Here is a 13,676-nt window from a genome sequence, read left to right as displayed (position 1 = left end):
TCTCAGTTCGTTGGTTCTTCGCTGGTCTGGGGTTCCCCGCCGGCCTGCTCCGCCGTCACGGTCCCGGCTATGGCGGCGAGTTCGCCGAGCCGTACCGGGACCGCGGGGGTGCGGCCGGAGAGCGGGCGCAGGTCGTCCGCGGTGGCCTCGCGGCCGCCGAGGCAGGCCGCGATGCCCGCGGTCGCGTAGCCGCAGATCCTGCCCTGGCACCAGCCCATTCCGGGCCTGGCCAGCATCTTCAGGGTGCGCGCGTCGGTCGCGCCGAGGTCGGCGTGGGCGTGGCGCAGGTCGCCGTAGGTGACCTCCTCGCACCGGCACACCACGGTGGCGTCCGGCAGCGACTGCGGCCAGGCGGCCGGCACCGTGTAGGTGCGGTGCATGGCGGCGGCGAACCGCCGCGCCCGCCGGATCCGGGCCTGGGCGCGCCGGATCCCTGCTCGGCCGCCGGCCGCCGGGGATCCCGCGGCCGAGCCGGATCCGGAACCCGCCTTCGCGGCGCCGACCGAGGCGGCCAGGGCGAGGGCGCTCAGCCGGCCCTCGCTGACCGACAGGGCGGCGCCGCCCACGCCGGTGGCCTCGCCTGCGACGTACAGGCCGGCGACGCTGCTGCGCTGGAGTGCGTCGACCTCGACGACGAGGGAGCCGTCGACGTCCTGCCGGGTGGCCGCGCCGAGCATCAGCGGCAGTTCGAGCGAGGGGGTGAACCCCCAGCCGAGGGCCACCAGATCGGCGGCGATCTCCCGCTCGGGTCCGGTCGGCCGGCCCTGGCGGTCCACCTTCGCGGTCCGCACCGCCTCGACCCTGCCGTCGCCGAGGATCTCGCGGATGACAGTCCTGGTCCGGTAAGGGATGCGGTGCCGGGCCAGCGTCGCCGCGTACTGCGCGGCCTCGACCCCCTTGCCGGGCGCGGACACCGCGCCGACCGGGTCGCGCAGCCAGCGATGCGTGGCGTTGGCCTCGACGACCGCGGCGACCTGGGCGCCGGCGTGCGCGAGCCCGCCGGCCACCGGCAGCAGGAACGGCCCGGTGCCGCCCACGACGGCGCGCCGGCCGGCGAGGGTGCGGTGTCCCTTCAGCAGCGCCTGGACGCCGCCGGCGGCCATGGCCCCGGGCAGGTCCCAGCCGGGGACTGGAAGTTGGCGGTCGTAGCCGCCGGGGCACAGGATCAGCGCGCGGGCGGCGACGGGTTCGGCGACGTCCGGTTCCGCGCCCGCGGCCTCCTGCGGCGCGTGCACGGTGGGGGTGACGCGCAGGGTGAACGTCCCGCCGTCGTCACGGGTGGCCAGCCACACCTGGTGGCCGGGCAGGTAGCGGACGCGTCCCGCGGCGCTCAGTTCGTACAGGCGGTCGCGCAGGCCGGTGAAGACCGGCCAGCCGTGGTGGCCCCGGCGGTCCTGCGGGCGGGCGTGCTTCTCGTCGAAGTGCCGCCAGTACTGGCCGCCGGGCTGCCCTGCGGCGTCGACGAGGGCGACGTCGAGCCCCGCCTCGGCCGCTTCGACGGCGGCGGCGAGACCGGCGGGGCCGGCCCCGACCACGGTCACGTCATGGGTGTGCGGCATCGTCGCCGTCCTCCTCTGCGTGGTGCGCGGCGCGGTCGCGGTCGTCGTCGCCGGTCTCCGGGGCGTGCCCGGTGTCCGAGCCGTCGCCGGTCTCCAGGGCGTCGCCCAGCCGCATGCCGTCGGCCGCGGGGATCAGGCAGGCACGCTCGGCGCGGGCGCCGTCGACGGTGATCAGGCAGTCGTAGCAGACGCCGATCCCGCAGAACAGGCCGCGCGGGCGGCCCTGCTTCCGGGTGGTGCGCCAGTCGGGGATCCCGGCGGCGACGAGCGCCGCGCCGACGCTCTGGCCGGGCTCGGCGGGAATCTCGGTGCCGCGGAAGGTCATCCGGTAGGTCACGGGGCAACTCCCTCGGCGTCGTGGGGCCGGTCGGGGAAACGGTCGGGTGCGAACGGCGCCAGGTCGAGGTCCGGCTGCCCGCCGGTCAGCGCCTGGGCGATCAGCTTGCCGGTCCCGGCGGCCAGGCCGATGCCGGCGCCCTCGTGGCCGCAGGCGTGCCAGAGGCCGGGGGCCCGCGGGTCGGCGCCGATGACGGGCAGGTGGTCGGGGCAGTACGGGCGGAACCCGTGGTAGGTGCGCATCAGCCGCACCTGCCGCAGCATCGGGAACAGCGCGACGGCCTTGGCGGCGAGCGTGCTGATCGCCGGCACCGACACCGTCCGGTCGAAGCCGACCCGCTCGCGCGAGGCGCCGATGAGGATGGTGCCGCTGTCGGTGCCCTCCACCACCGGCGAGGTCTGCAGGGCCGCGTCGGAGCTGGCGACGTCGCCGACGTACTCGGCGGCGTAGACCTTGTGCCGGATGGTGCGCGGCGGCATGGGCTCGGTGACGAGCACGAAGCCCCGCCGCGGGCGGACCGGGACGGACACCCGGGCCAGGGCCGCGACCTCGCCCGCCCACGTGCCCGCCGCGTTGAGCACCGCGCCCGCGGGGATGTCCCCGTCGCTCGTGCGCACCCCGGTGACGCGGTCGCCGCTGCGCAGGAAGCCGGTCACCTCGGTGCGGGTGCGCACCGAGGCGCCCAGGTCCCGGGCCAGCCGAAGCAGGTGCGCGACGACCAGCATCGGCTGCACCTGCGCGTCCTGCGGGTAGAACGCCGCTCCGGCCAGCTCCTTCGACAGGTGCGGCTCGTAGTCGTGCAGCCGGGCCCGCTCGACGTCCTGGACCTCGACGCCGCTCGCCCGCTGGTGGACGCTCAGCTCCCGCAGCGCGGCGACGCTCTTGTCGGACGCGGCGACGACGAGGCCGCCCTTGGACTCGAACTCCCAGCGGCCGGCGTACTCGGCGAGGTCCTCCCGCCAGACGGCCTGCGAGTACAGCGCCAGGTCGAGTTCGGGGCCGGCCTCCTTGTCGGAGACCAGCAGGTTGCCCTCCCCCGCGCTGGACGTGCCGCCGGCGATGGCACCGCGCTCGACGACGACCACCCGCCGGCCGGCGAGCGCCGCGAAGTACGCGGCGGCCGCCCCCACGACGCCGGCGCCGATGATGACCAGGTCCGCGCTCCCGGAGCCCGCCGGCCGGGGGCCGGCTCCCTGGGGTGCGGCGCTCACGACTCCTCCGCGCCGCTCGCCCACAGACCGCGGACGTGCCCGATGTGACGGCGCATCAGTTCCTCGGCGGCCGCCCCGTCACGGCCCTCGATGAGGTCCATCAGCGCGTGGTGCTCGGCTGCCGAGTGGCCCAGCCGGCCGCTCTGCAGCAACGGGGACAGGCCCAGCAGCCGGGTCTGGGTGCGCAGGTCGGACACCACGTCCACCAGGTGCCGGTTGCCGCTGTAGCCGAGCAGGGTCAGGTGGAAGACGTGGTCGGCCCGGACGTAGCCGACCAGGTCGTCGCGTTCGACGGCGTCCACGATGGCCTGCGCCAGTTCCCGCAGGGAGGGGAAGTCCTCCTCGGGGATGACGGGCACGCAGGCGCGCACCGTCGGCGGCTCGATGAGCAGGCGCACCGCGGCCAGGTCGTCCAGGTCCTCCTCGGACACCTCGGTGATCCGGAAGCCCTTGTTCGGCTGCGCGACGACCAGGCCCTCCTTGACCAGGTCGAGCATCGCCTCCCGGACGGGGGTGGGCGAGACGCCGAAGCGCGCGCCGAGCGTGGGCGCGGAGTAGACCACGCCCGGTTCCAGCTCGCCGGAGATGATGGCGGCCCGCAGGGCGTCCCGGACGCGCTCACGCAGCGTCGCCCGCTGGCCGAGGCTCTGCAGGTGGGGGGTCGGAGGTACGTTCACAGCAGGAATCCCGCGGGGAAGGGGTCGCTGGGGTCGAGGTGGAACTGGGAGGTTCCGGTGACCCAGGCGCGGCCGGTGATGGAGGGCAGCACCGCGGTGCGCGGTCCGACGGTGGTCTCGCCGAGGAGGCGCCCGGTGAAGCGGGTGCCGATGAAGGACTCGTTCACGAACTCCTGCCCGAGGGCGAGTTCACCGCGGGCGTGCAGTTGCGCCATCCGCGCGCTGGTACCGGTGCCGCACGGCGAGCGGTCGAACCAACCGGGGTGGATGGCCATGGCGTGCCGCGACAGTTCCGCGGTCGATCCGGGGGCCTTGAGGTAGACGTGGTGGCACCCGGTGATGTCGTCGCGCTCCGGGTGGACCGGCAGGTCCGCGGCGTTCACCGCATCCATGATCGCCAGTCCCGCGGAGAGCAGGTCGCCCGCCCGGGCCCGGTCGAACGGCAGCCCGAGGTCGGCGAGTTCGACGATCGCGTAGAAGTTGCCGCCGAAGGCGAGGTCGTAGCGGACCTCGCCGTACCCGGGCACCTGCACCGTGGCGTCCAGCGCGTGGGCGTAGGACGGCACGTTCTCGATGGTGACGGACGTGGCGGCGCCGTCCTCGACGGTCACCGAGGCGACCACCAGCCCGGCCGGGGTGTCCAGCCGGATGGTGGTCACCGGCTCGGTGACGGCCACCATCCCGGTCTCGACCAGGACGGTGGCCACGCCGATGGTGCCGTGCCCGCACATCGGGAGCAGGCCGGAGACCTCGATGAACAGCACGCCGAAGTCCGCGTCGGGGCGCGTCGGCGGCTGCAGGATCGCGCCGCTCATCGCGCCGTGCCCGCGCGGCTCGTACATCAGCAGCGTGCGGACGTCGTCGCTGTTCTCCATGAACCAGCGCCGGCGCTCGGCCATGGTGGCGCCGGGGATGGTGCCCACGCCGCCGACCACCACACGCGTGGGCATGCCCTCGGTGTGCGAGTCGACGGCGTGGAAGGTGCGGCGCGACCTCACTTGTAGCCCTTGGCGAGGACGGCCTCGGTGTCGGCGGTGATCACGGCGGTCTGCTCGGGCGACAGCGGCAGGCGCGGCGGCCGGCAGGCGCCGCCCTTGAGCCCGGCGATGTCCATCGACAGCTTGATCGACTGCACGAACTGCGTCTTGGAGTCCCAGCGCAGCAGCGGGTGCAGGTCGCGGTAGACGGGCAGCGCGCGGGCCAGGTCGGCGGGGTCGCCGGAGGTGGCAAGGCGGTACAGCTCGACGGTGCTGCGCGGGATCATGTTGGGGTAGCCGGCGATCCAGCCGACCGCTCCGGCCATGCCCAGCTCCAGGAGCACGTCGTCGGCACCGATGAGAATGTCCAGGCCGGGCGCCAGCTCGGCGATCTGGTAGGCCCTGCGGACGTCGCCGGTGAACTCCTTGACGCCGACGATCGAGCCCTCGTGGAAGAGCTCCGCGAGCAGGTCGGGGGTGAGGTCGACCTTGGTGTCGATCGGGTTGTTGTACGCCACGACCGGCAGCCCGACCTTGGCGACCTCGCGGTAGTGCTCCACGACCGCGGCGCGCTCCGCCCGGTAGGCGTTGGGCGGCAGCAGCAGCAGGGAGGTGGCTCCGGCCTCGGCGGCCTGCTCGGCCCAGCGGCGTGCCTCCTGGGAACCGTAGGCGGCCACGCCCGGCATCACGCCGAACCCTTCCGGTGCGGCCTGGACGGCGGTCTCGACGACGCGGGCACGCTCCTCGACGGTCAGCGTCTGGTACTCGCCCAGCGAACCGTTGGGCGCCACGCCGTCGCAGCCGCCGGCCGCCAGGAAGCGCACATGCTCGGCGAAGGCGTCGAAGTCGACCGACAGGTCGGCGTGGAACGGCGTGGGGGTGGCGACGTGGACTCCGTGCCAGGGCTTCGCGGGGTTGGTCATGCTGCGGCTCCTTGAGTGATGGTAAACAAAAGACTATCAGTGCAATGTCACATCGCATAGACCCTGGAGGGTCTACCGGCTCACTGGCCGGCCATCCATTTCTCCAGGCCATCGGCGTCCAGCGGCAGCGCGCGGGACAGCACCTCGGACCCGTCGCGGGTCACCAGGATGTCGTCCTCGATCCGCACGCCGATCCCGCGCAGCTCCGGCGGCACCGTCAGGTCGTGGGCGTGGAAGTACAGCCCCGGTTCGACGGTGAGCACCATCCCCTCGCCCATGGTGGCACCCTGGTACGCCTCGGGGGCGGCCTGGGCGCAGTCGTGCACGTCGAGGCCGAGGTGGTGGCCGATGCCGCAGATCAGATAGCGGCGGTGGTGCTGGCCGGCGTCGGACAGCGCCTCGTCGACGGACACCGGCAGCAGGCCCCAGTCGTCGAGCCCGCGCGCGATCACCTCCATCGAGGCGTGGTGGAACTCGGTGAAGGCGTGGCCGGGGCCGACCGCCGCGAGTCCCGCCCGGTGGGCCTTCTCCACCAGGTCGTGCACCTGGCGCTGGGCGGCGGAGAACCGTCCCGAGGCCGGGAACGTCCGGGTGACGTCGGCGGTGTAGTGGCTGTTGACCTCCACTCCCATGTCGAGCAGCAGCAGCTCCTCGGGGAGCACCGGGCCGTCGCAGCGCACCCAGTGCAGGGTGGGCGCGTGCTTGCCGCTGCCGACGATCGACGCGTAGCCGGGACCGTTGCCGTAGGCGCGGGCGTACCGGTCGAACGTGCCCTGCAGCCAGCGCTCGCCGCGCCCGGCGACGGCGACCGGGATCTCCCGGACGACCTCGGCGAACCCCTCGACGGTGCGGTCCACCGCCTGCCGCAGCTGGTCGATCTCCCAGGCGTCCTTGTACATCCGCAGGTGCGCCAGCGTCCGGGCGGCCTCCTGGTCGGCGAGCACCTCGTCGCGCAGCTCCGACAGCGGCCGCACGTCGATGCCCAGCACCCGCGCCCAGTCCTCGGGCCCGGGCGCGGCCCCGACCCACAGCTCGCCGTACCGGGCGTCGGACCAGAAGCCCAGGTCGCCCGGGTAGGCCGGCGGCGGCATGTAGAGGACGGCGTCGCCGGAGTTCACGACCACGACGGCGTTCTCGATCGCGCAGCCGGTCAGCCAGTAGAAGTCGCTGTCCGGGCGGAAGTCGTACGCGGTGTCGTTGCTGCGGATCGGCGCCTCGCCGGCGGCGATCACGACGGTCCGGCCGGGCAGCGCCTCGGCGAGCCGGGCCCGGTGGGCGGCCGCCGCCTCGGCGGCGCCGGGGACGACCGACGGCGTACGGTCCAGGGTGTCCCACTGCGTGCCCATGTACGCGGTGAACGCCGGGATCTCGGTCAGCTTCGGGGGCTTGCCCTCACGCACTGGTGATTCCTCCTCCTGTGTCGCGCACCAGCTGTCCGAGCCGGGTGAACACCCGCTCGTCGCCGATGCCGTCGTGCTCGTACTCGTTGGTGACCCAGGTCTGGGTGTTGCCGACCCGGGCCGCGGTGTCCAGTTGCAGGCCCGCGTCCACGTACATGTCGTCGTGGTACACGGCGGCGGCGACCGGGACCTCGTTGGCCGCCAGCCGGTCCAGGTCGTACAGCGGCGGCCAGTCGTCCCGCGCGGCCAGCAAGTCCACCGCACCGCGGAACGGGCGCAGTTCGGTGATCTCCTCGAACATCCAGGGGTAGATCATCTCGCCGGTGAACAGCAGCGGCCTGGCGTCCTCGGCGAACTGCGGGTGCCGCTCCCGCTCGGCCTGCGCCGCCCAGCCGGTCGCTCCCGCGCCGTGGCCGTAGATGCTCTCCTGCATCGCCGCGAACAGCGGGTTGTCGCTGTACGAGGTCCTGGCAAGCACCTGGTGCAGGAACGTCGCCGACAGCTCCCCGCCGTTGAACGCCTCGTCGAGCAGCCAGTGCAGCCGCTCGTGGCCGGGCTTCATCCCGAGGTCGATACCGAGCGACTGCAGCCGCCGGACGGTCAGCAGGTCGCCGTCGGGCAGCCGCACGTCGCCCTCGGCGAGCCGGTCGGCGATCCGGGCGACGTACTCCGCCGCGTGCGGGTAGCGCCGGTAGAACAGCGCGTTCTTGGCCTCCACCCGTGGATAGGTGCGCCGGTAGACCTCGGCGGCCGACGGGTCGAGTCCGGGCAGCCCGCCCGCGACGTGGCAGGCGCTCAGCCCCTCGGGGGCCCGCGACAGGTAGGTCAGGGTGAGGAAGCCGCCGTAGGACTGGCCGAGCGTGGACCAGCGCCGGCCGCCGTAGACGGTCCTGCGCAGGTGCTCGTGGTCGGCCACGATGGCGTCCGCCCGGAAGCAGGCGAGGAAGTCCGCGCCCTCGCGCGCGGTCGCGAACGCGCTCATCCGCCGGCCGTCGATCCGGGTGCTGCGGCCGGTGCCGCGCTGGTCGACCAGCACCACGCGGTGGGTCTTCAGCGCCACGCCGAGCCAGCCGTTCCGGTCCAGCGGGCGCGGGCCCTTACCGCCGGGGCCGCCCTGCAGGTAGACCAGGCACGGCAGGTCCTCGCCGGCCCGTACCGGGTCCGCGATGTCGCGGACGAACAGCTGGATCGTGCCGCGCCCGGGGTCGGACCAGTCCAGCGGCACGTCCACGAGCTGTTCGCGGACCCGCATGCCGGGGATGGTGTAGGTGACGATGCCGCTCATGCGGTGGCAGCCCTCCTTCGGCGCTCCCATTCGGGGTTGATCCGCGGGATCGCGGCGAGCAGCGTCCGGGTGTAGGGGTCGTCCGGGCGGTTGAAGACCTGCTCGCAACTGCCCTGCTCGACGATCCTTCCCTTGCTCATGACCGCCACCCGCTGGGCGATCTGGCGGACCACCGCCAGATCGTGGGCGATGAAGACGTAGCTGAAGCCGCTCTCCCGCTGCAGCCGCTGCAGCAGCTCGATGACCTGCGCCTGGACGGACACGTCCAGCGCGGACACCGCCTCGTCGCAGATCACCAGCTTCGGGTTGACCGCCAGCGCCCGGGCGATGCCGATCCGCTGCGCCTGGCCGCCGGAGAACTGCGCGGGGTAGCGCTGGGAGTGGTCCGGGTTGAGGCCGACCCGCTCCATCAGCTCCTTGGTGTACGCCTTGCGGCCGCCGGCGGGCGCGATGCCCTGGTACTCCAGCGGCGCCATCAGGATGCGCTCGACGGTGTGGCGGGGGTTGAGCGAGGAGAACGGGTCCTGGAACACCACCTGCACGTTGGCCCGGTAGTGGGCGAGCCGCGCGCCGGTCGCACCGGTGACGTCCTCGCCCTCGAACTCCAGGACGCCGGCGGTGGGTTCCATCAGCTTGGCGACGATCCGCGCGCTGGTGGACTTGCCGCTGCCGGACTCGCCGACCACCGCCAGCGTCTCCCCCAGCCGCACGTCGAAGCTCACGCCGTCCACGGCGGTGAACTCGGTCTTGCGCCCGTAGGGGCCGCGGGTGGTGAAGCGCTTGGTCAGATTGCGCGCGCTGAGCAGGATGTCGGTCACAGGGTCACCTCGTCGGCCGGGAGGTCGTCGGTGATGCGCGGGATGCTGTCCAGCAGCTTGCGGGTGTAGGCGTGCCGGGGTTCGGCGAAGACCTGCTCCGCGGTGCCGTACTCCACCGGCTCGCCCTGGCACATCACCAGTACCCGGGTGGCGATCGAGCTGATCACCGCCAGGTCGTGGGTGATGAACACCATCCCGGTGCCGGTCTGCTGCTGCAGGTCCGCCAGCAGGCGCAGGATCTGCGCCTGCACGGTCACGTCCAGGGCGGTGGTCGGCTCGTCGGCGATGAGCAGGGCCGGCGAGCAGACCAGGGCCATCGCGATCATCACGCGCTGCCGCTGGCCGCCGGAGAACTGGTGCGGGTAGTAGCCCGCCCGGCGCTCCGGTTCGGGGATGCCGACCTGCTCCAGCGCCTCGACGACGACCTTGGCCGCGGCCTTGCGCGAACCGCCGCGGTGGGCCCGGTACATCTCCTCGATCTGCAGACCGACGGTGTAGTACGGGTTCAGCGAGGACAGCGGGTCCTGGAAGATCATGGACGCCTGCTCGCCGCGGATCGCGCGCATCTCGCGGTCCTTGCGGCCGAGCAGTTCGACACCGTCCAGCCGGATGCTGCCCTGGGTCCGCGCGCCGCGCGGCAGCAGTCCCATCACGGCCAGGCTCGTCATCGACTTGCCGGAGCCGGACTCGCCGACGATGCCGACGGTCTCGTCCCGGCCCACGGTGAACGACACGTCCTTGACCACGTCCACCGGCCCACGGGAGGTCGGCAGCGTCACCGTGAGGTGCTCGACGACGAGCAGCTCGTCCTTGCGTTCGCCGGTCATCGGATCCTCACTCTCGGGTCGAGCCAGGTGTAGACGAGGTCGACCACGAGGTTGCCCACCACCACGAAGAACGCGGCGAGCAGGGTGACCGCCATGATCACCGGCTGGTCGTTCTTCGCGATCGAGTCGGCGGCCATCTTGCCGACGCCGTTGAGACCGAAGACGGTCTCGGTGATCAGCGCGCCGCCGAGCAGCGCGGCGAAGTCCATGCCGAAGATCGTGGTGACCGGGGTGAGTGCCGGCCGCAGGGCGTGCCGGCGCATGGTGAGCGCCGGGGGCAGGCCCTTGGACCGGGCGGTCCGCATGAAGTTCTCGGCCAGGGTGTCGATGACGTTGGCTCTGGTCAGCCGGGCGTACAGGCACGCGTACCCGGTGGCCAGCACGATCCACGGCATCAGATACGACTCGAACCACAGCACCGGGTCGTCGAAGAACGACACCGCCGAGGGAAACGGCAGGATCTGCAGCTTGACCACCAGGACGTACTGCAGCGCGAGCGCCAGCACGTAGTTGGGGATGCTGGCGCCGCCCAGGGCCAGGCCCATCATGGCGCGGTCCCACCAGCTGCCCTCCTTCACGGCGCTGATCAGGCCGGCCGCGATGCCCAGCAGCAGCCACAGCACGGCCGCGCCGACCGCGACCGTGGCGGTGACCGGGAGCCGCTCGGTGACCATCTGCCACACCGGCTGGCTGGTCTGGAACGAGTAGCCGAGACAGGGCGCCCCGCAGTGCACGAGGTTGGCGCCGGACCCGTAGTCCCGGCCCGCGAACAGCCCGCTGACGAAGTCCCAGAACTGGACCAGGAACGGCTTGTCCAGGCCGAGCGAGGAGCGGATCTGGTCGACCCGCTCCGGGGTGCAGGTCTTCCCGCAGATCATCAGCGCAGGGTCGGGCGAGAGCTCGAAGAAGATGAGATAGGTGAACAGGCAGACCATGAAGAGGATCAGCACCAGGCCCGCGATGCGTCCCGAGATGTAACGCGCCATCAGGCGGCCTCCCCCGCGTCGGTGGCGGCCCGGACGCGGTCTCCGAGCACGGTGAGGGACAGGACGGTGAGGAACAGCAGGACGCCGGGGACCGCGAAGTACATCGGGTCCACCGCGTACCAGCTGACCGAGCTGGAGATCATCTGGCCCCAGGAGGGGGTCGGCGGGCTCACGCCCACGCCCAGGAAGGACAGCCCGGCCTCGGTGCCGATGTACCCGGGCACCGCGAGGGTGGTCATCACGATCAGCGAGCTGCGCAGGTTCGGCAGGATCTCCTTGAACACCAGCGCCCTGGTGGAGGCGCCCGAGGCACGGGCGGCCTCGACGAAGTCCCGGTTCACCAGCGTCAGCGTCTGACCGCGGACCACGCGGGCCAGGTACGGCCAGCCGAAGCCGCTGATCACCACGACCAGCAGCAGCGAGCGGTTGCCGGCCGGCAGCGACGACAGGATGGCGATCATGAAGATCAGCGCCGGGAAGGCCATCAGGAAGTCCATGACCCGGGACACGATCTGGTCGACCCATCCGCCGTAGAAGCCGGCGAGCATGCCGAACACCACCCCGAGCAGCGTGGTGAGCACGGTCGCGGCCGCGGCGATCAGGAACGACACCCGCGCTCCGTAGGCGACGCGGGCCAGCAGGTCGCGTCCGTTGAGCGGCTCGACGCCGAGCAGGTGCTCGGCGCTGATGCCGCCCAGCGAGCCCTTGGGCAGCCCGCCGTTGTCGACGTTGATGGCGGAGGTGTCGAAGGCGGTCGGCCCGTGGCCGGTGAGCGCGCTGATCAGCGGTGCGCACAGCGCCATCAGCACCATCAGGGCGATGAAGCCGGCGCTGAGCACGGCCGCCCGGTCGTGCAGCAGGGCACCGGTGATCCGGCGCCCCGCCGTGGCGGGCGCACCGGGTGCGCCCGCCGACGGGTCGGCCTGCGCGTCACGCGAGGTGGCGGCGGCAGTGGTCATCGGGGGCCTACTTTCCCGGGTCCTTGAGGCCGACCGAGACCAGGTCGATGCCGCCGGAGTAGGAGTTGGACAGGTAGGCGCCGGCGATGTTGGAGCCGGTGACGGTGACGACCTTGTCGTAGTCCAGCGGCACGATCGGGGCCTGCGCCATGATCTGCTGGTCCAGGTCGCCGTACGCGGTGTTGGCGGCGGCGACGTCCTTCATGGCGGCGATCTTGTCGATCTGCTGGTTGACGCCGGCGTCGTTCAGCTGGGCCAGGTTGTTGTTCGCGGTCGAGGTGATGGTGCGGCCGTCGAACAGCGGCGGCAGGAACGTCGCGCCGGACGCCCAGTCAGGGCACCAGCCGGTGAGCGCCATGTCGTGCTGCTTGGCCGGCGTCGCGATCACCTCGTAGAACGTCGAGGTGTCGATGTTGTTGATCTTGACCTTGATCCCCAGCGGCTTGAGCGACTCCTGCACCGCGACCGCGACGGCGGTCTGGGCGGCCACCGGACGGGCGTCCAGGGTCAGCGAGAACCCGCTCGACAGGCCCGCCTCGGCGAGCAGCTGGCGCGCCTTGTCCAGGCTGTACGGGTAGGGGTCGTACTCCTTGCGGCCGAGCATGGTCGGCGGCTGGATCGCGGTCGCCTTGGCCGCGAGCTGCGAGCCGCCGAGCGCGGCCACCGTGGTGTCCTTGTTGACGGCGTACTCGATGGCCTGGCGGACCTTGAGGTTGTCGAGGTTCTTCCGCGTGGTGTTCATCGACAGGTAGGTGGTACAGCCGGTCAGCCCGGTCAGGGTGCGGGCCTTCAGCTGCGGGGTCTGGATCCGCGACACGGTCGCCGCCTGGATGGTGCCGGTGATCGCGTCGGCGTCGGCGCCCTGCCCGGCCAGCATCCGCTCGTCGATGGTGGCGCCGTCGAGACCGAAGGTCCACTGGAACCCGTCGGGCTTGGCCGCGCGGATGCTGTCGGTCGACTTGTTCCACTCGGGGTTGCGGACCAGCTTGAGGGACGCACCGTGGACGTAGCTGGCCACCTTGTAGGGGCCGGAGGCGATCGGCTTGGTGTCGAAGGCGTGCCCGGCGCCGGTGCCCTTGGGGAACGGCGTGAAGTTCGGCATGGTCAGGGCGCTCGCGAAGTCCGGGAAGGACTTCTTGAGGTGGAAGACGACCGTCGTGGCGTCCGGCGTCTCGATCGACTTCAGATCACCCGACTGGTAGGGCCCCTTGTAGTCGGCGGGCGCGTCGATCAGCAGCCGCGGGTAGGGCGAGCCGCCCATTTCCGGGTCCCAGGCGCGCTCGATGCCGAACTTGACGGCGGCGCTGTCGATCGGCGCGCCGTTCTCGAACTTCTCGCCGTCCTTGAGGTGGTAGGTCCAGGTCTTGGCATCGTCGGACGGGGTCCCGAGGTCGGTCGCCAGGTCGGGGACGACCTTGGTGCCCTTGGCACCGGCGCCCGCGCCGAACGTGGTCAGGCCGCGGTAGATGAGCCGGTAGAAGTTGTTGACCCCGCCGTCCCAGCCGAGGCCGGGGTCCAGGTGGGAGAAGTCCGCGTTGGCGAGCACGTGCACGGTGCCGCCGCTGGCGGCCGCCTGCCCGGGCCCGGCGCCGGCCTTGTTGGTCGCGCCCGGGCCGCCGTTGCAGGCCGCGAGCATCAGCATTCCGAGGGCGGTCACGCCGGTGACGGCGGTGGTTCTCCTCATGGGGCAGTCCTTTGATCGGTGGGGTGGGTGGAT

Annotated in this window: 13 protein-coding genes; all 13 read right to left on the bottom strand. The window is 72.3% G+C overall.

Annotated elements, in window-relative coordinates:
• Window positions 1-2 precede the first annotated feature (2 nt).
• Window positions 3-1,559, bottom strand: coding sequence for an NAD(P)/FAD-dependent oxidoreductase (locus tag ACH4TG_RS27135; RefSeq protein WP_398245152.1), 1,557 nt, complete (start codon window positions 1,557-1,559; stop codon window positions 3-5).
• Window positions 1,543-1,896, bottom strand: coding sequence for a (2Fe-2S)-binding protein (locus ACH4TG_RS27130; protein ID WP_398245151.1), 354 nt, complete (start codon window positions 1,894-1,896; stop codon window positions 1,543-1,545). The genes ACH4TG_RS27135 and ACH4TG_RS27130 overlap by 17 nt, the downstream gene beginning before the upstream one ends.
• Window positions 1,893-3,107: an NAD(P)/FAD-dependent oxidoreductase gene (locus ACH4TG_RS27125; RefSeq protein ID WP_398245150.1), complete on the bottom strand. Its 1,215-nt coding sequence runs from the start codon at window positions 3,105-3,107 to the stop codon at window positions 1,893-1,895. Before ACH4TG_RS27125 ends, ACH4TG_RS27130 begins: the two co-directional genes overlap by 4 nt.
• Complete coding sequence (locus ACH4TG_RS27120) at window positions 3,104-3,784, bottom strand: GntR family transcriptional regulator (protein WP_398245149.1); 681 nt, start codon at window positions 3,782-3,784, stop codon at window positions 3,104-3,106. Before ACH4TG_RS27120 ends, ACH4TG_RS27125 begins: the two co-directional genes overlap by 4 nt.
• The gene (locus ACH4TG_RS27115) at window positions 3,781-4,782 is read right to left on the bottom strand and encodes a proline racemase family protein (protein WP_398245148.1); all 1,002 of its coding nucleotides are present in this window, start codon (window positions 4,780-4,782) and stop codon (window positions 3,781-3,783) included. The genes ACH4TG_RS27120 and ACH4TG_RS27115 overlap by 4 nt, the downstream gene beginning before the upstream one ends.
• Entirely contained in the window at window positions 4,779-5,684 is a 906-nt protein-coding gene (locus ACH4TG_RS27110) for a dihydrodipicolinate synthase family protein (protein WP_398245147.1), read from the bottom strand. Before ACH4TG_RS27110 ends, ACH4TG_RS27115 begins: the two co-directional genes overlap by 4 nt.
• 80 nt (window positions 5,685-5,764) lie before the next feature.
• Window positions 5,765-7,084, bottom strand: a complete 1,320-nt coding sequence (locus ACH4TG_RS27105) for an aminopeptidase P family protein (protein ID WP_398245146.1) — start codon at window positions 7,082-7,084, stop codon at window positions 5,765-5,767.
• Window positions 7,077-8,369, bottom strand: a complete 1,293-nt coding sequence (locus ACH4TG_RS27100) for an alpha/beta fold hydrolase (protein WP_398245145.1) — start codon at window positions 8,367-8,369, stop codon at window positions 7,077-7,079. The genes ACH4TG_RS27105 and ACH4TG_RS27100 overlap by 8 nt, the downstream gene beginning before the upstream one ends.
• The gene (locus ACH4TG_RS27095) at window positions 8,366-9,187 is read right to left on the bottom strand and encodes an ATP-binding cassette domain-containing protein (protein ID WP_398245144.1); all 822 of its coding nucleotides are present in this window, start codon (window positions 9,185-9,187) and stop codon (window positions 8,366-8,368) included. Before ACH4TG_RS27095 ends, ACH4TG_RS27100 begins: the two co-directional genes overlap by 4 nt.
• Window positions 9,184-10,014 carry an ABC transporter ATP-binding protein gene (locus ACH4TG_RS27090; protein WP_398245143.1) on the bottom strand — a complete coding sequence of 277 codons (831 nt, stop codon included), beginning with the start codon at window positions 10,012-10,014 and terminating at the stop codon, window positions 9,184-9,186. Before ACH4TG_RS27090 ends, ACH4TG_RS27095 begins: the two co-directional genes overlap by 4 nt.
• Window positions 10,011-11,000, bottom strand: coding sequence for an ABC transporter permease (locus ACH4TG_RS27085; RefSeq protein ID WP_398245142.1), 990 nt, complete (start codon window positions 10,998-11,000; stop codon window positions 10,011-10,013). The genes ACH4TG_RS27090 and ACH4TG_RS27085 overlap by 4 nt, the downstream gene beginning before the upstream one ends.
• Window positions 11,000-11,959 carry an ABC transporter permease gene (locus tag ACH4TG_RS27080; RefSeq protein WP_398245141.1) on the bottom strand — a complete coding sequence of 320 codons (960 nt, stop codon included), beginning with the start codon at window positions 11,957-11,959 and terminating at the stop codon, window positions 11,000-11,002. Before ACH4TG_RS27080 ends, ACH4TG_RS27085 begins: the two co-directional genes overlap by 1 nt.
• A gap of 7 nt (window positions 11,960-11,966) precedes the next feature.
• Entirely contained in the window at window positions 11,967-13,643 is a 1,677-nt protein-coding gene (locus ACH4TG_RS27075) for an ABC transporter substrate-binding protein (protein WP_398245140.1), read from the bottom strand.
• Window positions 13,644-13,676 lie beyond the last annotated feature (33 nt).

Source organism: Streptomyces sp. NPDC020917 (genome assembly GCF_044333795.1).
In the GTDB taxonomy this organism is placed as follows: domain Bacteria; phylum Actinomycetota; class Actinomycetes; order Streptomycetales; family Streptomycetaceae; genus Actinacidiphila.
Note: the sequence above shows the minus strand (reverse complement) of the source record. Positions and strands in the feature narration are given on the sequence as shown.

Bases quoted from the DNA above. Each gene is read 5' to 3' on its own strand.
- ACH4TG_RS27100 (WP_398245145.1), bottom strand. From the start codon at position 8,369: ATGAGCGGCATCGTCACCTACACCATCCCCGGCATGCGGGTCCGCGAA.
- ACH4TG_RS27110 (WP_398245147.1), bottom strand. From the start codon at position 5,684: ATGACCAACCCCGCGAAGCCCTGGCACGGAGTCCACGTCGCCACCCCC.
- ACH4TG_RS27075 (WP_398245140.1), bottom strand. From the start codon at position 13,643: ATGAGGAGAACCACCGCCGTCACCGGCGTGACCGCCCTCGGAATGCTG.
- ACH4TG_RS27080 (WP_398245141.1), bottom strand. From the start codon at position 11,959: ATGACCACTGCCGCCGCCACCTCGCGTGACGCGCAGGCCGACCCGTCG.
- ACH4TG_RS27090 (WP_398245143.1), bottom strand. From the start codon at position 10,014: ATGACCGGCGAACGCAAGGACGAGCTGCTCGTCGTCGAGCACCTCACG.
- ACH4TG_RS27085 (WP_398245142.1), bottom strand. From the start codon at position 11,000: ATGGCGCGTTACATCTCGGGACGCATCGCGGGCCTGGTGCTGATCCTC.
- ACH4TG_RS27135 (WP_398245152.1), bottom strand. From the start codon at position 1,559: ATGCCGCACACCCATGACGTGACCGTGGTCGGGGCCGGCCCCGCCGGT.